The sequence below is a fragment of the Streptomyces himastatinicus ATCC 53653 genome, assembly GCF_000158915.1.
Lineage (GTDB): Bacteria > Actinomycetota > Actinomycetes > Streptomycetales > Streptomycetaceae > Streptomyces > Streptomyces himastatinicus.
In genome coordinates, this window is record NZ_GG657754.1 from 3319445 (window position 1) to 3337916 (window position 18472).

The window sequence follows — 18472 nt, forward strand, 5'->3', positions numbered from 1 at the left end:
CGCGGCGGCGCTTAGGGGGTGTCATCCCTTGTCGAGGAATTCCTCCCGCTCCTTGTCCAGCAGGGCGTCCAGCGCGGTGCGCAGCTCCGGGTAGCCGGTCAGCTCGGGGTCGGCAGTGACGATCGCGGTGGCCTCCTCCCGGGCGGCGGCGATGACCTCCTCGTCGTCGATGACGGCGAGCACCCGCAGCGAGGAGCGGACGCCGGACTGGGCCTGGCCGAGGACGTCGCCCTCGCGGCGCTGCTCCAGGTCGATCCGGGACAGCTCGAAGCCGTCGAGGGTGGCCGCGACCGCGCCGAGCCGCCCCCGGGCGGGGCTCGCCTCGGGCATCTCGGTCACCAGCAGGCACAGCCCCGGGGCCGAGCCCCGGCCGACCCGGCCGCGCAGCTGGTGCAGCTGGGAGACGCCGAACCGGTCGGCGTCCATGATCACCATGGCGGTGGCGTTGGGGACGTTGACGCCCACCTCGATGACGGTCGTGGCGACCAGCACGTCCACCCCGCCCGCGGCGAAGCGGCGCATCACCTCGTCCTTGGCCTCCGGCGCCATCCGGCCGTGCAGCACCTCCACCCGCAGATCGCGCAGCGGGCCCGCGGCGAGCTTGTCGGCGACGTCGAGGACCGCGAGCGGCGGGCGCTTCTCCGCCTCGTCCTCGGCGGACTTCTCCTTCGCCGCCTTCGCCTCGTCCTCGTCGTCCCCGATACGCGGGCACACCACATACGCCTGGTGGCCGCCCGCCACCTCCTCCCGCACCCGCTCCCAGGTGCGGGCCAGGAAGTGCGGCTTGTCCTTGGCGGGCACCACATGGGAGGCGATCGGGGAGCGGCCGGCCGGCAGCTGGTCCAGGACCGAGGTCTCCAGGTCGCCGAAGACGGTCATCGCGACGGTCCGCGGGATGGGGGTGGCCGTCATCACCAGCAGATGCGGCGGCTGCTTGCCCTTGGAGCGCAGGGCGTCGCGCTGCTCGACACCGAAGCGGTGCTGCTCGTCGACCACCACCAGCCCGAGGTCATGGAACTGGACCTTGTCCTCGATCAGGGCATGGGTGCCGATCACGATCCCGGCCTCGCCGGTGACCAGGTCCAGCAGCGCCTGACGGCGGGCCGCGGCCCCCATGGAGCCGGTGAGCAGCACGACCTTGGTGCCCTGCTCGGCGCCCCCGAGCATGCCTCCCTCGGCCAGCTCGCCCATCATCTCGGTGATCGAACGGTGGTGCTGCTGGGCGAGCACCTCGGTCGGCGCGAGCATGGCCGCCTGTCCCCCGGCGTCCACGACGCCGAGCATCGCGCGCAGCGCGACCATCGTCTTGCCCGATCCGACCTCGCCCTGGAGCAGCCGGTGCATGGGGTGGTCGGTGGCCAGGTCGGCGAAGATCTCGGCGCTGACCCGCTTCTGGCCGTCGGTGAGGGTGAACGGCAGCCGGGCGTCGAAGGCGTCCAGCAGACCGCCGTCCACCGGCCGGCGGGGCGCGGCGGGCGCCGTCGCGTCGGCCTGGCGGCGGCGGGCCAGCGCGACCTGGAGGACGAACGCCTCGTCCCACTTGAGCCGGTCGCGCGCGTCGGCGATATCGGCCTTGGTGCGCGGGCGGTGGATGCGGCGCAGCGCCCCGGGCAGTGTGGCCAGCCCGCGGCCCTCCCGGAGGGACTCGGGCAGCGGGTCGATCAGCCCGGCCAGCACGGTGTCCTCCTGGCCCGCCGGTCCCAGGACGGTGTCGACGGCCTGCTGGATCTGCCAGGACTCCATCTGCTTGCAGGCCGGGTACAGCGGCAGCAGCTGGTTGGCGAACGCCTCCACGGCGTCCGAGCCGCTGTCCGCGCGCAGCAGCTTGAACTCGGGGTGCGCCAGCTGCCGCTTGTGGTTGAAGACCGAGACCTTCCCGGCGAACATGGCGCGGCTGCCGGGCAGCAGCTCCGCGCGCGGCTTGTGCACGCCCTTGCCGAAGAAGACGAGCTGGAGGCGGCCGCTGCCGTCGGTGATGGTGACCTCCAGCCGCTGGCCCCGGCCGCTGTTGAACTTGTGCACCCGGGCGTCCGCGACCTGCGCGACGACGGTCACATGCTCGTCCAGGGGCAGATCGGCCAGCCGCGTCAGCTCGCCGCGCTCCGCGTACCGCCGCGGGTAGTGGTGCAGCAGGTCGCCGACCGTGTGCAGGCCGAGGTGCTCGGCCATCACCTTCGCGGTGTTGCCGCCGAGGACCTTCTTCAGGGGTTCATCCAGCACGGGCACGCAGTCCATTGCACACCACACCACCGACAAGCGGGGCCATTCACCGGGTCATGCCGGGGATCGGGCGTGGATCATGTCCAGGATCGAGCGCTCATCATTCCCGGATCATTCGACGCCTATGATCAGCGGCGAGGAGGGCTGGCCGCCCCGGTAGACGACCGTGTCGACGGCGAAGTGGCCCTCCCGTACGTGGCGCTCCAGCCGCTCGGCCATCGCGTCCGGGAGGTCCGCGCCGAGCACCAGCGTGACCATCTCCCCGCCCGCGGCCAGCATCCGGTCCAGGACCGTCTCGGCGGTCGGAGCCAGCTCGGTGCCGATCACCGCCACGTCGCCGTCGATCAGGCCCAGGACGTCCCCGGCCTGGCAGACCCCGGCCATGGTCCAGGACCGGTGCTCGGCGACGGCCAGTTCGGCGCAGCGGGTGGCGCCCGCTGCGGAGGTCATCGCGACGACGTCCTCGTCGAAGCTGCGGGCGGGCTCGTGCACGGCGAGCGCGGCGATGCCCTGGACCGGGGAACGGGTGGGGATCACGGCGACCCGTACGCCCTCGGCACGGGCCTGCGCTGCGGCGGCCGCGGCCGGGTGGCGCAGCTCGGCGTCGTTGGGCAGCAGCACCACCTCGCGGGCGTGGGCGCGCCGGATCGCCTCGGCCAGCTCGCTGCCGCCGGGGGGCTTCCCGGGTTCGGTGGCGACCACGGTGGCACCGGCCTCGGCGCACAGCGCGGCGAGGCCGTCGCCGGGCACGACGGCGACCACGGCACGCGTCGCGCGCTCGCCCGACGGGCCGTCAGGACGCCGTTCGGGGCGGCCCGGCTCCGGGGCGGCGGGCCCGCGCTCGGCGGGGGCACCGAAGTGGGTGATGCGGATGCGGTACGGGCGTCCGGCCTGGATGCCCGCCTCCACGGCGGCGCCCGCGTCGTCCACATGGACGTGGACGTTCCACAGTCCGTCGCCGCCGACGATCACGAGCGAGTCACCGAGCGCGTCCAGCCGCTCGCGCAGTCCGGCGACGGCGCCGTCGCCGGCTTCCAGGAGGTAGATCACCTCGAACGCGGGCCCGTCCGCGGAACAGTCCACCGGACCGGCCCCGGTGTCCGCCGTAAGGGGCGACGCCGAGGCGGGGGCCGGGATGGCGGGGGCGGCGGGCGGTGCCGCCGGGGCTTCGCCGGACAGGGCCTCGGCGAGCCCGCCCAACACCGTGACCAGGCCGTAGCCGCCCGCGTCGACGACGCCCGCGCGGGCCAGGACGTCCAGCTGCCCGGGGGTCGCCTGGAGTGCGGCGCGCGCCCCTTCGTACGCCGCGCGCGCCACCGTGCCGACGTCCCCGGTGGCCCGCTCCGCGCCCTCGGCAGCGGCCACGGCCACCGTCAGCACGGTCCCCTCGACGGGATGCGCGACGGCGAGGTACGCCAGCTCGACAGCGCGCCGCAGGGCCCGCCGCAACCCGTCCGCCTCGTCCCCGCCCCCGGTGCCGCCGCCGTCACCGTCTTCGGCCAGGACGTCGGCCATGCCGCGCAGCAGCTGGGCCAGGATGGTGCCGGAGTTGCCGCGCGCGCCGATCAGCGCACCGTGGGCCATGGCGCGCACCACGTCGGCGAGGCTGGGGCGGGCGGCGCCCGGCGAGACGGGGTGGCTGTCGAAGGCGGCGTCGACGGCCTGTGCGGCGGACTCGACGGTCAGATACAGATTGGTGCCGGTGTCACCGTCCGCGACCGGATAGACATTGATCGCGTCGATGTCCTCGCGGGCCCGGCCCAGCGCGTCCAGCGCGAGCCCGCACCAGATCCGTACCGCATCGGCGTCGAGCGTGTGCGGCACGTACGTTCTCCTCGGGGTCGGGCTTCGCGTCATCGCAGGCTAGTCGCCGCCCTCCGCGGGTGCTGGGGCAGCCATGATAGTTTCGTTGTACGGGAGTGGCCGTTGTATGCTGCTCCGGTTGCCCGATGAGAGTCGGGCTATTCCCCCTGGCGCCGCCGGTCTTCCACGATCCTGGCTACGCCGGGGTTCCCGTTAAGTTTCTGTCTCCTCGCGGGAAGCGAGGCTGACCCGTCTTTGGAGTAACCCGTGGCTGCCAACTGCGACGTCTGCGGCAAGGGGCCGGGCTTCGGCAACAACATCTCGCACTCGCACCGCCGCACCCGCCGTCGTTGGAACCCCAACATCCAGACGGTGCGCGCTGTGGTCGGTCGGACCCCGAAGCGGCTCAACGTCTGCACCTCGTGCATCAAGGCCGGCAAGGTCTCGCGCTAGGCGCATGCCTTACCCCCCGCGCGAGCGGGATTCCGGTTGCCGAGGCCGGTCCACACATGACAGTGGACCGGCCTTTACGCATGCCCTGAACCCCCTTTTTGGCTCGGTTCGCCTCCGGGGCGCAAAAGCCCCTGTCGACGGTCGACCGTGCTCGGCCCTTCGTTCCTCAGGGCCTGCGCGCGCTCTCCCTTTCGACAGCGGCGCGCCCCTTCGGCTCACCGGGCAGCTCAGGCGAGTCCCCAGCCGTGGTCGACCGGGCCGATGCCCGCGCCCAGGGGGAAGCCCGCCGCGATCGCGCCCGTGACGTACGCCTTGGCCGCCCCTACGGCCTCCGGGACCGTCATCCCGCCCGCGAGGTAGGTGGCGATCGCCGAGGCGAGGGTGCAGCCGGTGCCGTGGGTGTGGCGGTTGTCGTAGCGGGGCGCCCGCAGCCAGTGCTCCTCGGTGCCGTCGGTGAGCAGATCCACCGCGTCACCCCGCAGATGGCCGCCCTTGATCAGCGCCCAGCGCGGCCCGAAGTCCAGCACCGCGCGCGCCGACCGCCGCAGATCGCCCTCCGAACCGGCCCGGATGCCGGTCAGCTGGGCGACCTCGTCCAGGTTGGGGGTGGCGACGGTGGCGGTGGGCAGCAGCTTGGTGCGGACCGCGTCCAGCGCCTCGGCGGCCAGCAGCGAATCGCCGTGCTTGGAGACCCCGACCGGGTCGACGACCACCGGGGCGGGCAGCCCCGCGAGCAGCCCGGCGACGGTCTCGACCAGCTCGGGGGTGGCCAGCATGCCCGTCTTGACCGCCTGGACGCCGATGTCGTCCACCACGCTGCGGAACTGGGCGCGGACCGCCTCAGCGGGCAGCTCCCAGGCGCCCTGGACGCCCTGGGAGTTCTGCGCCGTCACCGCGGTGAGCACGCTCATCCCGTGCGCGCCCAGGGCCAGCATCGTCTTCAGGTCGGCCTGGATGCCCGCACCGCCGCCGGAGTCCGAGCCGGCGACGGTGAGGACACGGACGGGCGCCCGGCCGTCACGGGGGACACGGGGAACGCGGGGAGCATCGCTGGACATGGCCATACGGCCGAATCTACTCGGCGCCCTGGTCATCCCCGAAATGGTCCCAGCCCGCGTGCACCCAGGGCGCCCCGTCCACCGTCACCTGGGGCAGCGCCGACGGGTTGAGCACCTCGCCGATGACCTTCCAGCGGGCGGGCAGCTTCACGTCGGAAGGGAAGGTGGCCACGATCGCGTGGTCCTCTCCCCCGCTGAGCACCCACTGGATCGGGTCGACGCCCACCGCCTGCCCGATGTCCGACATCTGCGAGGGGATGTCGATGTCCCCCGAGCGCAGATCGATACGGACCTGGCTGGCGTCGGCGATGTGCCCGAGGTCGGCCACCAGACCGTCGCTGACGTCGGTCATCGCGGTCGCGCCGAGTCCGGCGGCGGCCGGTCCCGCGTGGTACGGCGGCTCCGGGCGGCGGTGTGCCTCGACGAAGGCGCGCGGCGAACGGAATCCGCGCGAGAGCACCGCGTGTCCGGCGGCCGACCAGCCCAGCCAGCCGGTGACGGCGACAACGTCGCCCGGCCGGGCACCGGATCGGGTGACCGGCTCATGGTTGCGCAGATCGCCCAGGGCGGTGATGGCGATGGTGATCGCGTCTCCGCGCACCACGTCGCCGCCGACCACCGCGGCGCCCGCCACCTGGCATTCGTCGCGGATGCCGTCCATCATCTCGGCCGGCCAGGTCACCGGCAGATCCGCGGGCACCACCAGGCCCAGCAGCAGCGCGGTCGGCACCGCGCCCATGGCCGCGATGTCCGCGAGGTTCTGCGCGGCGGCCTTGCGGCCGACGTCATAGGCGGTGGACCAGTCCCGGCGGAAGTGCCTGCCTTCCAGCAGGACGTCCGTACTGGCCACCACCCTGCGGTCCGGTGCGGCCACGACCGCGGCGTCGTCCCCGGGCCCCAGCCTCACCGCCGAGGTGGTGGTGAGCCGGGAGGTGAGCTCCCTGATGAGCCCGAACTCCCCCAACTCGCCCACGGTGCCCTTCATCGCATTGCCCCTTCGTGCTCGTGGCCCTGTGCCCACCGCGCCGCGCAAGCCGCGCGGGTCTCCCCGCGCCGCGTGGCGACGCGGTACCGTGGCGTCCCTTCTCCCCACATGATCCTCGTAGCCGCCCTGGAGGTTCCGTGGTACAGGCGTACATCCTGATCCAGACCGAGGTCGGCAAGGCGTCGACCGTCGCCGACGTCATCGCCAAGCTCCCGGGGGTGATACAGGCCGAGGACGTCACGGGTCCGTACGACGTGATCGTGCGCGCCCAGGCCGAGACGGTCGACGAGCTCGGTCGCATGGTGGTCGCGAAAGTCCAGCAAGTGGAAGGGATCACGCGCACACTGACCTGCCCGGTGGTCCATATCTAGATCCAGCTCCCCCGCTAACCTCGGCCGGTGAGTTCCGCACACCGTACTGTCACCCGCCGCGGCGAGCGGCTGCGCCGACGGTTGCGACGCCACAAGCGCGTCCGTCGGTTCCCACTTCCCCGGCGCAGGCTGCCGCGCCTGCGCCGGGTGTTGCCCGAGGACCTGCCGAGGACCGTGGACGAGCCGCGGCGGCGACAGTAGCTAGCGCAGCCCCGTGGAGCGGCGCAGCGCGGCCTGGATGAGCCGGTCCACCAGCTCCGGGTAGCTCACGCCGCTCTCCTGCCACATGCGCGGGTACATGGAGATCGGGGTGAAGCCGGGCATCGTGTTGATCTCGTTGATCACGAACTCGCCGCTGTCCAGCAGGAAGAAGTCCGCGCGCACCAGGCCCTCGCAGGACACCGCGTCGAACGCGCGCACCGCCAGCTCCTGGACCCGCTCGGTCTCCTCCGCGGTGAGCGGCGCGGGCACGACGCCGGGGGCCGCGTCGATGTACTTGGCCTCGAAGTCGTAGAAGTCGTGGGTGGAGACCGGGGGGATCTCGGCCGGCACGCTGGCCCGCGGGCCGTCCTCGAATTCCAGCACGCCGCACTCGATCTCGCGGCCGCGCAGCAGCGCCTCCACGATGACCTTCGGGTCGTGGCGCCGGGCCTCCTCGATGGCCTCGTCCAGCTGCTCCGGGCCGTCGACCTTGGTGATGCCGATGGAGGAACCGGCCCGCGAGGGCTTCACGAACACCGGCCAGCCGTGCTCGGCGGCGAAGTCGGTGATCCGGGCGCGGGCGGCGGCGGGGTCCCGCTCCCAGTCGCGGGGGCGGAGCACCTCGTACGGGCCGACGGGCAGCCCGAACGAGACGAACACCCGCTTCATGTACTCCTTGTCCATGCCGACCGCGGAGGCCAGCACCCCGGCGCCCACATAGGGCACCCCGGACAGCTCCAGCAGCCCCTGAAGGGTGCCGTCCTCGCCGTAGGGGCCGTGCAGCATGGGGAAGACGACGTCGACGTCGCCGAGCGCCTTGGGCACCGCGCCCGGCTCGCTGTAGACGACCTCGCGGCTGCTCGGGTCGACCGGCAGCACGACCGACCCCTCCTCGGACTCGGCGAGCCGTTCGACGCTCGGGAGCTGCCGGTCCGCGATGGCCATCCGCTCGGGCGCGTCGGCGGTGAGCGCCCAACGGCCGTCCGCCGTGATGCCGATCGGCAGCACGTCGTACTTCTCGCGGTCGATGGCGCGCAGCACGGCCCCCGCGGTGACCACGGAAATGGCGTGCTCGGAGCTGCGCCCGCCGAAGACCACGGCGACGCGCGGCTTCCGCGGCTCACCGGCGGAGGAAGCCGGGACAGGGCTTGAGGAAGGAGTCTGGCTGCTCATATCGCGTTGAGGTTACCTTGCGGTTCGGACGGCGTCAGTGCCGCTCGGCCTTCGCGCTGCGCGACATCAGTTCTTTGAGCGCGACGAGCGGCTGTTTGCCGTCGTGGACGATGCCCACCACGGTCTCGGTGATCGGCATGTCGACGTCGTGGCGCCGGGCGAGATCCGCTACGGACTCGCACGACTTGACACCCTCGGCCGTCTGCCGGGTGACCGCGATCGTCTCCTCCAGTGTCATGCCGCGGCCCAGGTTGGTGCCGAAGGTGTGGTTGCGGGACAGCGGCGAGGAGCAGGTGGCGACCAGGTCGCCCATGCCCGCCAGGCCCGCGAAGGTGTGCGCGTCGGCGCCCATCGCGAGGCCCAGCCGGGTCGTTTCGGCGAGCCCGCGGGTGATGAGGGACGCCTTGGCGTTGTCACCGAGGCCCATGCCGTCCGCGATGCCGACGGCCAGCGCGATGACGTTCTTCACCGCGCCGCCGAGTTCGCAGCCGACCACGTCGGTGTTGGTGTACGGGCGGAAGTAGGGGGTGTGGCACGCGGTCTGGAGGCGGCGTGCCACGTCCTCGTCCGCGCAGGCCACCACGGAGGCCGCGGGCTGCCGGGCGGCGATCTCCTTGGCGAGGTTGGGTCCGGTGAGCACCGCGACGCGCTCCGCGGGCGCCTCGGCGACCTCCGCGATGACCTCGCTCATCCGCTTGGCCGTGCCGAGTTCGACGCCCTTCATCAGGGAGACCAGGACGGTGTCGGAGGGCAGCAGCGGGGCCCAGGCGGCGAGGTTGCCGCGCAGCGTCTGGGAGGGCACGGAGAAGACGGTGAACTCCGCGTCGCGCGCGGCCTCGGCAGGGTCGGTGGTGGCCCGTACCCCGTCGGGGAGGCGGATGCCGGGGAAGTAGTCGGGATTGGTGCGGCCGGTGTTGATGGCCTCGACGACATCGGGCCTGCGGCCCCACAGCGTCACCTCGCAGCCGGCGTCGGCGAGCACCATCGCGAAGGCGGTGCCCCAGGACCCGGTGCCGTAGACGGCGCAGCGCGTCACTTGCTCTCCTCTTCGGCCACGGGGCGTTCGGCCACGGGGCGCGGCTGGTCGGCGGCGTGCGGCCGTTCGGGGTCGAGGTCGCGCGCCCGGGCGGGCACCTGCTCGCCGCGGACCTCGGCGAGGAGTTCGGTGACCGCGGCCATGATGGTGTCGGTGGCCGCCCGCAGCACATCGGCGGTGGGCTCCTGGCCGTAGTACTCGGAGAGGTCCACCGGCGGGCCCGCGTGCACCTTGAGGGTCTTGCGCGGGAACAGCCGGACCTTCTTCTCCTTGGCGTACGGCGGCACGGCCTCGTTGGCGCCCCACTGGGCGACCGGGATGACGGGGGCCTTGGTGAGCAGGGCGACCCGGGCGGCGCCGGTCTTGCCGCGCATCGGCCACAGGTCGGGATCGCGGGTCAGGGTGCCCTCGGGGTAGAAGGCCACGCACTCGCCCTTGTTGATGGCGTCGACGGCGGCCCGGAAGGCGTTGGCCGCGTCGGTCGACTCGCGGAAGACGGGGATCTGTCCGGTGCCGCGCAGCATCGTGCCCATGAAGCCGCCCTTGAAGAGGGCAGCCTTGGCGAGGAACCGGGGCACGCGTCCGCTGTTGTACTGGAAGTGCGCGTAGGAGAGCGGGTCGAGATACGAGTTGTGGTTGATCACGGTGATAAAGCCACCGTCGGCGGGAATGTGCTCCATTCCGTGCCAGTCCCGCTTGAACAGAACCACGAGCGGCGGTTTCACCATGACCGCCGCCATGCGGTACCAGAAGCCGATTCTGCGGCCGGACACTCGGAACATCCTCCTCTTGGACCCTGCTGACCTGCTGGCTTGCTGCCGTCCGGGCAGCCGCACAAGTGTCGCTCCAGGTACTCGGTCTGTCGAGGACACCGTAACCCCGCCCGTCCGGGACGAGTCGGGCAGCAGGCGAGAATGGGGCCCGTGGGAAGAGACGCGAGGTCTGTGATGTGGACGCTGGTGGTGCCGCTCAAGCCCCTGTCACGGGCGAAGAGCAGGCTCTCCGACGCCGCCGGTGACGCCCTGCGACCGGGTCTCGCGCTGGCGTTCGCCAAGGACACGGTGGTCGCGGCGCTGGCCGGCCGGCGCGTCGCCGGGGTCACCGTGGTCACCGACGATCCGCTCGCCGGGCGCGAGCTGGCGGCCCTCGGCGCCCGCGTCCTGCCCGATACGCCGGGGCGCGGGCTGAACGCGGCGCTCGCGCACGGCGCCCGGACGGTGCGAGAGAGCCGCCCCAGGGCCTCCGTAGCGGCGCTGAACGCCGATCTCCCGGCCCTGCGGACGGCCGACCTCGACCAGGTGCTCGAAGCCGCCGCGGGCTTCCCACGCGCCTTTCTGGCGGATGCGGCGGGGGTCGGCACGACACTCCTCGCTGCGGCGCCCGGCACCGATCTCGCCCCCGCCTTCGGGGGCGCCTCCCGGGCCCGGCACCGGGCGTCCGGCGCGTACGAGATCGAGCTACCCGGGGTCGACTCGGTACGGCGCGACGTGGACACCGGGGAGGATCTGCGCGCGGCGCTGGCGCTGGGCGTGGGCACCCACACGGCCCGGCTGTGCGGCACCGCCTGCCCGCCGGGACCACGGGCCGCGCTGCCCGGTACGTAGGCGGTGCCCGGCGGGAGGACCGTCGGTGGCGCGCACTAGGGTGGCGGTATGCAGGGAACGGCCTACACCTACGACTCCGATGCCCGTACGGGCAGTGTGCTGCTCGACGACGGCACGCCCCTGCCCTTCGACGCGGCGGCCTTCGACGCCGGGGGGCTGCGGATGCTGCGGCCGGGGCAGCGGGTGCGGATCGAGGTGGCGGGCGAGGGTGACGACCGGCGCGTCGTCTTCATCACCCTTCAGACGTTCTGAAAGGCCCCGGGCGGTGGCTCCGGGCCCATGACGCACCGCGGGCCGGGCTCCCTCTGGGAGCCCGGCCCGGCGCGTGAACGGTGCCGCTGAGCGGCGACGACTAGCGCTTCCTGGCGGTGGTCTTCTTGGCGGGGGCCTTGCGCGCGGTGGTCTTGCGCGCCGGGGCCTTCTTGGCGGCGGCCTTCTTGGCGGTCGTCTTCTTCGCCGGAGCAGCCTTCTTGGCCGTGGCCTTCTTCGCGGGCGCCTTCTTCGCGGCCGCCTTCTTCGCGGTGGTCTTCTTGGCGGCCGCCTTCTTCGCCGGAGCAGCCTTCTTGGCGGTGGCCTTCTTGGCCGCGGCCTTCTTCGCGGCGACCTGGAGGCTGCCCTTGGGGGCCTTCTTCACGGCCACCTCGCCGCCTCGCGGCAGCTTCTTCGAACCGCTCACCAGGTCCTTGAAGCCCTGACCCGCGCGGAAACGGGGCACCGAGGTCTTCTTGACCCGGACCCGCTCCCCGGTCTGCGGGTTACGGGCGTACCGGGCAGGCCGTTCCACCTTCTCGAACGAGCCGAAACCGGTGACCGAAACTCGATCCCCGCCGACCACTGCACGGACGATGGCATCCAGTACCGCGTCGACCGCCTCGGCGGCCTGCTGTCGTCCGCCGACCTTGTCGGCAATCGCTTCTACGAGCTGCGCCTTGTTCACGTCTTCCCCTTCGGAGACATTGCCGGAACGAATGTGTTCAAGCTTTTTCGCACGTTAGGCAGATATATACCGCAAATCAAACACGAAACGGGCTAATCACCCTTGTGCCGCAACGCACTCGGTCGTCACGGACTTCGGTCGGAGTCGGGATCTTCGGGGAAACGCCCCTCGTCGAGGTCGTTCATCAACCGCTCCAGACGCCTTGCCGCGTCTGCGAGATCGTGTTTTGACGCTGCCGTGATCACCAGCAGCTTCCGGGACAGCGCCATCCGTACGCCCTCCGGGACTTGCAGTGTGCGCACCCTTGTGTGCGCTTCCTTGAGCCGGGCGGCGACAAGACCGTAGAGCTCGAGTTGGCCGTCGCGTTCCATGCACTGATTGTGCCATCTGAGGCGAGTTGTCGCTTCACGGGGCCTCAACATGACGATGCGCCGCCAGTCCGAGGACTGGCGGCGCATCATGTCAAACCTGCTCTGTGCAGGGGAAACCGGGGGTTCAGACCACCGTCGTGCTGGGCTTGAAGGAGGGGCGACGACCCTCGTACGCGACGATGTCGGCCTCCTCCCTGAGGGTGAGACTGATGTCGTCCAGCCCCTCCAGGAGTCGCCACCGGGCGTTCTCGTCAAGCTCAAAATCAGCCGTGATTCCCTCGGCTCGAACCTGACGGTCGACGAGGTCCACGGTGACCTCCGCGGCGGGGTCCGCCTCGACCAGCTTCCACAGCCGGTCCACGGTCTCCTGCGGCAGGACGACGGTCAGCAACCCGTTCTTGAGGGAGTTGCCGCGGAAGATGTCGGCGAAGCGCGAGGAGATCACGGCCTTGAAGCCGTAGTTCTGGAGTGCCCATACCGCGTGCTCGCGCGAGGAGCCGGTGCCGAAGTCGGGGCCGGCCACCAGAACCGTCCCGCCCTTGTGCTCGGACCGGTTGAGCACGAACTCCGGGTCCTTGCGCCAGGCCTCGAACAGCCCGTCCTCGAAACCGTCGCGGGTGACCTTCTTGAGCCAGTGCGCCGGGATGATCTGGTCCGTGTCGACGTTGCTGCGGCGCAGCGGAACGGCCCGGCCGGTGTGCGTGGTGAATGCTTCCATGGCTGCTCAGACCCCCACGGGAACGGTGACGTCGGCGTCGGACAGGTCGGCGGGCGAGGCCAGGTGGCCGAGCACCGCGGTGGCGGCGGCCACCTGCGGCGAGACCAGGTGGGTACGGCCGCCCTTGCCCTGCCTGCCCTCGAAGTTGCGGTTGGAGGTGGACGCCGAGCGCTCACCGGGCGCGAGCTGGTCGGGGTTCATGCCCAGACACATCGAGCAGCCCGCGTGCCGCCACTCGGCGCCGGCCTGGGTGAACACCTTGTCCAGCCCCTCCTCCACGGCCTGGAGCGCGACCCGCACCGAACCGGGGACCACCAGCATCCGCACCCCGTCGGCCACCGAACGGCCGTACAGGATCGAGGCGGCGGAGCGCAGGTCCTCGATGCGGCCGTTGGTGCAGGAACCGACGAAGACGGTGTCCACCTTGATTTCGCGCAGCGGCTGACCCGGCCGTCAGACCCATGTACTCCAGGGCCTTCTCGGCGGGCGTACTTCTCGCTGGCGTCCTCGAACGTGGACGGGTCCGGCACCGACTCCGACAGCGGCGCGCCCTGACCGGGGTTGGTGCCCCAGGTGACGAACGGGGCCAGCTCGGAGGCGTCGATGACGACCTCGCGGTCGAACACCGCGTCGTCGTCGCTGCGCAGCGTGCGCCAGTACTCGACGGCCGCGTCCCAGTCCTCGCCCTGCGGGGCGTGCGGGCGGCCCTGGAGGTACGCGAAGGTGGTCTCGTCCGGGGCGATCATGCCTGCCCGGGCGCCCGCCTCGATGGACATGTTGCACACGGTCATCCGGGCCTCCATCGAGAGCTTCTCGATGGCCTCGCCACGGTACTCGATCACGAAGCCCTGGCCGCCGCCGGTGCCGATGCGGGCGATGATCGCCAGGATCAGGTCCTTGGCGGTGACGGTCTCGGGCAGCTCGCCCTCGACGGTGACGGCCATGGTCTTGAACGGCGCGAGCGGCAGCGTCTGGGTGGCCAGCACGTGCTCGACCTGGCTGGTGCCGATGCCGAACGCGAGCGCGCCGAAGGCGCCGTGGGTGGAGGTGTGGCTGTCACCGCAGACGACGGTGGTGCCGGGCTGGGTCAGTCCCAGCTGCGGTCCCACTACGTGGACAACGCCCTGCTCGACGTCACCGAGCGGGTGCAGACGCACCCCGAACTCCGCGCAGTTCTTGCGCAGCGTCTCCAACTGGGTGCGGGAGACGGGGTCCGCGATCGGCTTGTCGATGTCGAGGGTCGGGGTGTTGTGATCCTCGGTCGCGATGGTGAGATCGGTACGACGCACCTGGCGTCCGGCCTTGCGGAGGCCGTCGAACGCCTGCGGGCTGGTCACCTCGTGCAGCAGGTGCAGATCGATGAAGAGGAGGTCCGGCTCGCCATCGGCGTGCCGGACGACATGGTCGTCCCAGACCTTCTCCGCGAGTGTCCGTCCCATCGCTTTCCCTCCGGCCGGCCACTTCGCCGGCCCAACTCGTGTCGAGTGCGTGCCCTGGCCTGCGGGCCCGCCACTTACCAGAGTGGCGGGTATCCCGAAAAATTGAACTTGCGTTTCACACTGTGAGACGCGAGTATCGTTTCATGGACAACTCTAGCGGCGTCGGCGTTCTCGACAAGGCGGCTCTGGTATTGAGCGCTCTGGAGTCCGGTCCGGCCACCCTCGCGGGGCTGGTCGGGGCCACCGGTCTCGCGCGCCCCACGGCGCACCGACTCGCGGTAGCACTCGAGCACCACCGGATGGTGGCGCGCGATATGCAAGGCCGCTTCATTCTGGGCCCGCGCCTGGCCGAGCTGGCCGCGGCGGCGGGCGAGGACCGGCTGCTCGCGACGGCCGGGCCGGTCCTCACCCACCTCAGGGACGTGACCGGGGAGAGCGCACAGCTCTACCGGCGCCAGGGCGATATGCGCATCTGTGTCGCGGCGGCCGAGCGGCTGTCCGGACTGCGGGACACCGTGCCGGTCGGCTCCACCCTCCCCATGAAGGCGGGCTCGGCGGCCCAGATCCTGATGGCCTGGGAGGAGCCGGAGCGGCTGCACCGGGGCCTCCAGGGCGCCCGCTTCACCGCGACGGCGCTCTCCGGCGTACGGCGGCGGGGCTGGGCCCAGTCGATCGGCGAGCGGGAGCCGGGCGTCGCGTCCGTGTCCGCCCCGGTGCGCGGCCCGTCCAACCGTGTGGTCGCCTCCGTCTCGGTCTCCGGACCGATCGAGCGGCTGACCCGCCACCCGGGCCGTATGCACGCCCAGGCCGTCATCGACGCGGCCGCACGCCTCTCCGACGCCCTGCGCCGGGGAAATTGATCACGGCGTTACGGCGCCCGGCTCCCCCGGCGCCGCTCCCCTACGCACCCTTCAGCGACAGCCGGTCGGCCGCGCGATCACCGCGGCGGCCGACCGGAACGACCCCGGTGGCCTTGCCAAGGCCGAACGCCGGCATGTCGCAGTAGATCGCCTCGTGCGCACCGGCCGGTACGGCGTACGTCTCGTGCCAGATGCCGACCCTCCCCCGCCCCTCCCGGGCCCGCCGGTTGAACGCGGCCCACGCCGGGCGGTGCTCCTTGTCCTGCGCCGAGGCGTACGCCAGGAGCTTCTCGTGCGAGTCCCAGTACTGGACGACGTACAGCACCCGCGGCGGGCCGACCAGCAGCTGGTAGCCCAGCAGCCCGCTCTCCTTGTCCCGCGACAGCTCGCGCAGCATCCGCGGCATGGCCTTGAACACCGGCAGCCAGCTGCGCAGCGCGCGGAAGCGGTTGACGCGCATCCCGATGAGGAAGACGGTCACCTCCCCCGTCCCCTCGGCGGTCATACGGCCTTCGATCACATCGGCACCCATGGTGATCCCCTCGTTCCGACGTCACGGCATACTGGATAGTGAAGCTATCCAATGATTGGATAGTGGCACTCTCCACACGGAAACGCAAGGGAAGGCACGGCATGCGACTGGCGGAGCTGAGCGAGCGCAGCGGGGTGTCCACCGCGACGATCAAGTACTACCTGCGCGAAGGGCTGCTGCCGCCCGGCGAGCGCCTCACCGCCACCAAGGCCGAGTACGGGGAGGAGCATCTGCGCAGGCTGCGGCTGGTGCGGGCACTGATCCAGGTCGGCCGGATGCCGGTGGCCACCGCGCGCGAGGTACTGAAGGCCGCCGAGGACGAGTCGCTGAGCCAGCATCTGCGGCTGGGGGCCGCGGTCTGGGCGCTGCCGCACGGCCCCGAACCCCATGAAGACGCCGAGGAGACGGCCCGGGCCCGGGAGGAGGCGAACGCACTGCTGGACCAGCTCGGCTGGGCCCACGGCCGGGACGCCCGCGAGGACTCCCCCGCCTATCGGATGCTGGTGGAGGCCATCGCTTCGCTGGCCCGCCTCGGATACCCGCATGACACCGGCCACTTGCTGCCGTACGCCCGGCTGGCGTCCGAACTGGCCGTCCACGAACTGGATGTGGTGGAGACGTACGACACGCCCGGCGAGCAGATCGAGGCGTCCGTCGCGCTGACCGTGCTGTACGAGCCGGTGCTGCTGAGCCTGCGGCGGCTCGCCCAGGCCCAGGAGTCCGGCCGCCGCTTCGACCAGGCGTAATACGAAAAGGCCCTCCGCGTCACCGCGGAGGGCCTTTCCTGTTTGTACCCCCGACCGGATTCGAACCGGCGCTACCGCCTTGAGAGGGCGGCGTGCTAGGCCGCTACACAACGGGGGCCTGAATCAGCACATATCCTGTACTGCGCTGGGCTACCAGGACTCGAACCTAGACTAAATGAACCAGAATCACTCGTGCTGCCAATTACACCATAGCCCATGGTATAGACCAGTACCCCCGACCGGATTCGAACCGGCGCTACCGCCTTGAGAGGGCGGCGTGCTAGGCCGCTACACAACGGGGGCCCTAGCAATCTCCGTAGCTGCTGGAGATCCGTACCCCCGACCGGATTCGAACCGGCGCTACCGCCTTGAGAGGGCGGCGTGCTAGGCCGCTACACAACGGGGGCTTGGTCTTGCTTGATCAAGAGATTCACGAAGAAATCGAGAAGATCTCTTGCTGGGGTACCAGGACTCGAACCTAGACTAAGTGAACCAGAATCACTCGTGCTGCCAATTACACCATACCCCACCAAAACGCCACCCCTGTCGGGGTTTTGTCTGGGTGTGCGCCCCGGTCCGGCCTTTCGGCCCGCCCGGGCGGCGCAGGAAGAACATTACCCGATGGTGGACGGGCCACCAAAACGGATTGCCGGGCGGTGGCGCCGCGTACCGGGCACGCGGCGCCCCTCCGGTGCGTCAGGCCGACGGCGCCGACAGCTTGGCGAGTGCCGCGTCGATGCGGGCCAGGGTGCGCTCGCGCCCCAGGACCTCCAGGGACTCGAACAGCGGCAGGCCGACCGTGCGGCCGGTCACGGCGACGCGGACCGGGGCCTGCGCCTTGCCCAGCTTGAGACCGTGCTCCTCACCGGCGGCGAGGACGGCCTCCTTGAGGGGCTCGGCCTTCCATTCCGCCTCAGCGATCTTCGTACGGGCGGTGGCCAGCAGGGCGTCCGCGCCGGGCTTCATGGCCTTCGTCCACGACGCCTCGTCCTCCACCGGCTCCGCCAGGAAGAGGAAGTCGACGTTGGCGGTGATGTCGGACAGCACCGTCAGCCGGGTCTGGGCCAGCGGGGCCAGCTCCTCGAAGGCGGCCGCGTCGAAGCGGCCCGGGGACCAGGGTGCGTGCGGGGCCTGGAGCCAGGGGCCACACGCCTCGATGAAGGTCTTGACGTCCAGCTGCCGGATGTGGTCCGCGTTGATCGCCTCGGCCTTCTTGAGGTCGAAGCGCGCCGGATTGGCGTTGACACCCGAGATGTCGAACGCGGCGACCATCTCATCCCGCGAGAAGACGTCCCGGTCGGCCGAGAGCGACCAGCCCAGCAGGGACAGGTAGTTGAGCAGCCCCTCCGGGAGGAAACCGCGCTCCCGGTAGAGGTTCAGCGACGCCTGGGGGTCGCGCTTGGACAGCTTCTTGTTGCCCTCGCCCATGACGTACGGGAGATGACCGAAGGCGGGCACCTGGCCGCCGCCCACGCCGATCTCGGCGAGCGCGCGGTAGAGCGCGATCTGGCGCGGGGTGGAGGACAGCAGATCCTCACCGCGGAGCACGTGCGTGATCTCCATCAGCGCGTCGTCGACGGGGTTGACGAGCGTGTAGAGGGGAGCGCCGTTGGCGCGCACGATGCCGTAGTCCGGAACGTTGTCCGGGGTGAAGGTCAGCTCGCCACGCACCAGGTCGGTGAAGGTGATCGGCTCGTCGGGCATCCGGAAGCGGACGATCGACGCGCGGCCCTCGGCCTCATACGCCGCGATCTGCTCGGGGCTGAGCGCCCGGCAGGTGCCGTCGTAACCGGAGGGGCGGCCGGCCTTGCGGGCGGCCTCGCGGCGCTCCTCCAGCTCCTCGGCCGTGCAGTAGCAGCGGTAGGCATGACCGGCGTCCAGCAGCTTGGCCGCGACGTCGGCGTAGAGGTCCATACGCTCCGACTGGCGGTAGGGCGCGTGCGGGCCGCCGACCTCGGGGCCCTC

Annotated in this window: 17 protein-coding genes, 5 tRNA genes and 2 pseudogenes; 6 read left to right on the forward strand and 18 right to left on the reverse strand. The window is 71.4% G+C overall.

The window, feature by feature from the left end:
• Positions 1 to 21 precede the first annotated feature (21 nt).
• Both recG and SSOG_RS13435 read right to left on the reverse strand, forming a co-directional pair.
• Positions 22 to 2235: an ATP-dependent DNA helicase RecG gene (recG, locus tag SSOG_RS13430; protein ID WP_009714769.1), complete on the reverse strand. Its 2214-nt coding sequence runs from the start codon at positions 2233 to 2235 to the stop codon at positions 22 to 24.
• A gap of 96 nt (positions 2236 to 2331) precedes the next feature.
• The gene (locus tag SSOG_RS13435; RefSeq protein WP_009714770.1) at positions 2332 to 4077 is read right to left on the reverse strand and encodes a DAK2 domain-containing protein; all 1746 of its coding nucleotides are present in this window, start codon (positions 4075 to 4077) and stop codon (positions 2332 to 2334) included.
• 213 nt (positions 4078 to 4290) lie between these two features.
• Here SSOG_RS13435 and rpmB point away from each other — a divergent pair.
• Positions 4291 to 4401 (forward strand): annotated as a pseudogene (rpmB, locus tag SSOG_RS58430) (50S ribosomal protein L28); the annotation flags it as partial.
• A gap of 302 nt (positions 4402 to 4703) precedes the next feature.
• Here rpmB and thiD read toward each other — a convergent pair.
• The gene (gene thiD / locus SSOG_RS13445) at positions 4704 to 5534 is read right to left on the reverse strand and encodes a bifunctional hydroxymethylpyrimidine kinase/phosphomethylpyrimidine kinase (protein WP_009714772.1); all 831 of its coding nucleotides are present in this window, start codon (positions 5532 to 5534) and stop codon (positions 4704 to 4706) included.
• A gap of 16 nt (positions 5535 to 5550) precedes the next feature.
• The gene (locus SSOG_RS13450) at positions 5551 to 6519 is read right to left on the reverse strand and encodes a thiamine-phosphate kinase (protein WP_009714773.1); all 969 of its coding nucleotides are present in this window, start codon (positions 6517 to 6519) and stop codon (positions 5551 to 5553) included.
• Between the two features lie 137 nt (positions 6520 to 6656).
• On the opposite strand from SSOG_RS13450, the gene SSOG_RS13455 reads away from it, so the two are divergent.
• Positions 6657 to 6890: an Lrp/AsnC family transcriptional regulator gene (locus SSOG_RS13455; protein ID WP_009714774.1), complete on the forward strand. Its 234-nt coding sequence runs from the start codon at positions 6657 to 6659 to the stop codon at positions 6888 to 6890.
• A gap of 201 nt (positions 6891 to 7091) precedes the next feature.
• Here SSOG_RS13455 and SSOG_RS13460 read toward each other — a convergent pair whose 3' ends face one another.
• From SSOG_RS13460 to SSOG_RS13470, 3 genes are read right to left on the reverse strand one after another with little or no spacing between them, the layout of a single operon-like run.
• Positions 7092 to 8264 carry a D-alanine--D-alanine ligase family protein gene (locus tag SSOG_RS13460; RefSeq protein WP_009714775.1) on the reverse strand — a complete coding sequence of 391 codons (1173 nt, stop codon included), beginning with the start codon at positions 8262 to 8264 and terminating at the stop codon, positions 7092 to 7094.
• A 34-nt stretch (positions 8265 to 8298) separates the two neighbouring features.
• The gene (locus tag SSOG_RS13465) at positions 8299 to 9300 is read right to left on the reverse strand and encodes an NAD(P)H-dependent glycerol-3-phosphate dehydrogenase (protein WP_009714776.1); all 1002 of its coding nucleotides are present in this window, start codon (positions 9298 to 9300) and stop codon (positions 8299 to 8301) included.
• Positions 9297 to 10073, reverse strand: a complete 777-nt coding sequence (locus SSOG_RS13470) for a lysophospholipid acyltransferase family protein (RefSeq protein WP_009714777.1) — start codon at positions 10071 to 10073, stop codon at positions 9297 to 9299. Before SSOG_RS13470 ends, SSOG_RS13465 begins: the two co-directional genes overlap by 4 nt.
• A gap of 141 nt (positions 10074 to 10214) precedes the next feature.
• Between SSOG_RS13470 and cofC the strand changes: the two genes are divergently transcribed.
• Both cofC and SSOG_RS13480 read left to right on the forward strand, forming a co-directional pair.
• Entirely contained in the window at positions 10215 to 10904 is a 690-nt protein-coding gene (cofC, locus tag SSOG_RS13475; RefSeq protein ID WP_425385415.1) for a 2-phospho-L-lactate guanylyltransferase, read from the forward strand.
• Positions 10905 to 10952: 48 nt separating this feature from the next.
• Positions 10953 to 11156 (forward strand): hypothetical protein, encoded by a 204-nt coding sequence (locus SSOG_RS13480; RefSeq protein WP_009714779.1) that lies wholly within the window; start codon positions 10953 to 10955, stop codon positions 11154 to 11156.
• Positions 11157 to 11256: 100 nt separating this feature from the next.
• Here the strand turns inward: SSOG_RS13480 and SSOG_RS13485 are convergent, their stop codons facing one another.
• The 4 genes and pseudogenes from SSOG_RS13485 to leuC form a co-directional block, all read right to left on the reverse strand.
• Positions 11257 to 11841, reverse strand: coding sequence for an HU family DNA-binding protein (locus tag SSOG_RS13485; protein ID WP_009714780.1), 585 nt, complete (start codon positions 11839 to 11841; stop codon positions 11257 to 11259).
• A 125-nt stretch (positions 11842 to 11966) separates the two neighbouring features.
• Positions 11967 to 12212: an SCO5555 family protein gene (locus SSOG_RS13490; protein ID WP_009714781.1), complete on the reverse strand. Its 246-nt coding sequence runs from the start codon at positions 12210 to 12212 to the stop codon at positions 11967 to 11969.
• A gap of 124 nt (positions 12213 to 12336) precedes the next feature.
• A complete protein-coding gene (gene leuD / locus SSOG_RS13495; RefSeq protein ID WP_009714782.1) occupies positions 12337 to 12930 on the reverse strand; it encodes a 3-isopropylmalate dehydratase small subunit in 594 nt (197 codons plus the stop codon).
• A gap of 6 nt (positions 12931 to 12936) precedes the next feature.
• Positions 12937 to 14369, reverse strand: a pseudogene (leuC, locus tag SSOG_RS13500) (3-isopropylmalate dehydratase large subunit).
• Positions 14370 to 14512: 143 nt separating this feature from the next.
• On the opposite strand from leuC, the gene ndgR reads away from it, so the two are divergent.
• Complete coding sequence (gene ndgR, locus SSOG_RS13505; RefSeq protein WP_009714784.1) at positions 14513 to 15229, forward strand: IclR family transcriptional regulator NdgR; 717 nt, start codon at positions 14513 to 14515, stop codon at positions 15227 to 15229.
• 40 nt (positions 15230 to 15269) lie between these two features.
• On the opposite strand, the gene SSOG_RS13510 is transcribed toward ndgR, so the two are convergent.
• Entirely contained in the window at positions 15270 to 15761 is a 492-nt protein-coding gene (locus SSOG_RS13510; protein ID WP_009714785.1) for a DUF4188 domain-containing protein, read from the reverse strand.
• Positions 15762 to 15862: 101 nt separating this feature from the next.
• Here SSOG_RS13510 and SSOG_RS13515 point away from each other — a divergent pair, with 101 nt between their 5' ends.
• A complete protein-coding gene (locus SSOG_RS13515; protein WP_009714786.1) occupies positions 15863 to 16507 on the forward strand; it encodes a MerR family transcriptional regulator in 645 nt (214 codons plus the stop codon).
• Positions 16508 to 16552: 45 nt separating this feature from the next.
• On the opposite strand, the gene SSOG_RS13520 is transcribed toward SSOG_RS13515, so the two are convergent.
• From SSOG_RS13520 to gltX, 6 genes are all read right to left on the reverse strand, one after another.
• Positions 16553 to 16625, reverse strand: a tRNA-Glu gene (locus tag SSOG_RS13520).
• 27 nt (positions 16626 to 16652) lie between these two features.
• Positions 16653 to 16724, reverse strand: a tRNA-Gln gene (locus SSOG_RS13525).
• 13 nt (positions 16725 to 16737) lie between these two features.
• Positions 16738 to 16810: transfer RNA gene (locus tag SSOG_RS13530), tRNA-Glu, on the reverse strand.
• A 31-nt stretch (positions 16811 to 16841) separates the two neighbouring features.
• Positions 16842 to 16914 (reverse strand) — tRNA-Glu (locus tag SSOG_RS13535).
• A gap of 50 nt (positions 16915 to 16964) precedes the next feature.
• Positions 16965 to 17036, reverse strand: a tRNA-Gln gene (locus SSOG_RS13540).
• A gap of 167 nt (positions 17037 to 17203) precedes the next feature.
• Positions 17204 to 18472 (reverse strand): glutamate--tRNA ligase (gene gltX, locus SSOG_RS13545; protein ID WP_039937483.1); only part of this gene is annotated, 1269 nt, incomplete at its 5' end.

What these genes read in the sequence shown, in the direction of transcription:
- SSOG_RS13480 (WP_009714779.1), top strand. Translation starts at nt 10,953, where the DNA reads ATGCAGGGAACGGCCTACACCTACGACTCCGATGCCCGTACGGGCAGT.
- SSOG_RS13490 (WP_009714781.1), bottom strand. Translation starts at nt 12,212, where the DNA reads ATGGAACGCGACGGCCAACTCGAGCTCTACGGTCTTGTCGCCGCCCGG.
- recG (WP_009714769.1), bottom strand. Translation starts at nt 2,235, where the DNA reads ATGGACTGCGTGCCCGTGCTGGATGAACCCCTGAAGAAGGTCCTCGGC.
- leuD (WP_009714782.1), bottom strand. Translation starts at nt 12,930, where the DNA reads ATGGAAGCATTCACCACGCACACCGGCCGGGCCGTTCCGCTGCGCCGC.
- SSOG_RS13460 (WP_009714775.1), bottom strand. Translation starts at nt 8,264, where the DNA reads ATGAGCAGCCAGACTCCTTCCTCAAGCCCTGTCCCGGCTTCCTCCGCC.
- SSOG_RS13510 (WP_009714785.1), bottom strand. Translation starts at nt 15,761, where the DNA reads ATGGGTGCCGATGTGATCGAAGGCCGTATGACCGCCGAGGGGACGGGG.
- cofC (WP_425385415.1), top strand. Translation starts at nt 10,215, where the DNA reads ATGGGGCCCGTGGGAAGAGACGCGAGGTCTGTGATGTGGACGCTGGTG.
- ndgR (WP_009714784.1), top strand. Translation starts at nt 14,513, where the DNA reads ATGGACAACTCTAGCGGCGTCGGCGTTCTCGACAAGGCGGCTCTGGTA.
- SSOG_RS13435 (WP_009714770.1), bottom strand. Translation starts at nt 4,077, where the DNA reads ATGACGCGAAGCCCGACCCCGAGGAGAACGTACGTGCCGCACACGCTC.
- SSOG_RS13515 (WP_009714786.1), top strand. Translation starts at nt 15,863, where the DNA reads ATGCGACTGGCGGAGCTGAGCGAGCGCAGCGGGGTGTCCACCGCGACG.
- SSOG_RS13450 (WP_009714773.1), bottom strand. Translation starts at nt 6,519, where the DNA reads ATGAAGGGCACCGTGGGCGAGTTGGGGGAGTTCGGGCTCATCAGGGAG.
- thiD (WP_009714772.1), bottom strand. Translation starts at nt 5,534, where the DNA reads ATGTCCAGCGATGCTCCCCGCGTTCCCCGTGTCCCCCGTGACGGCCGG.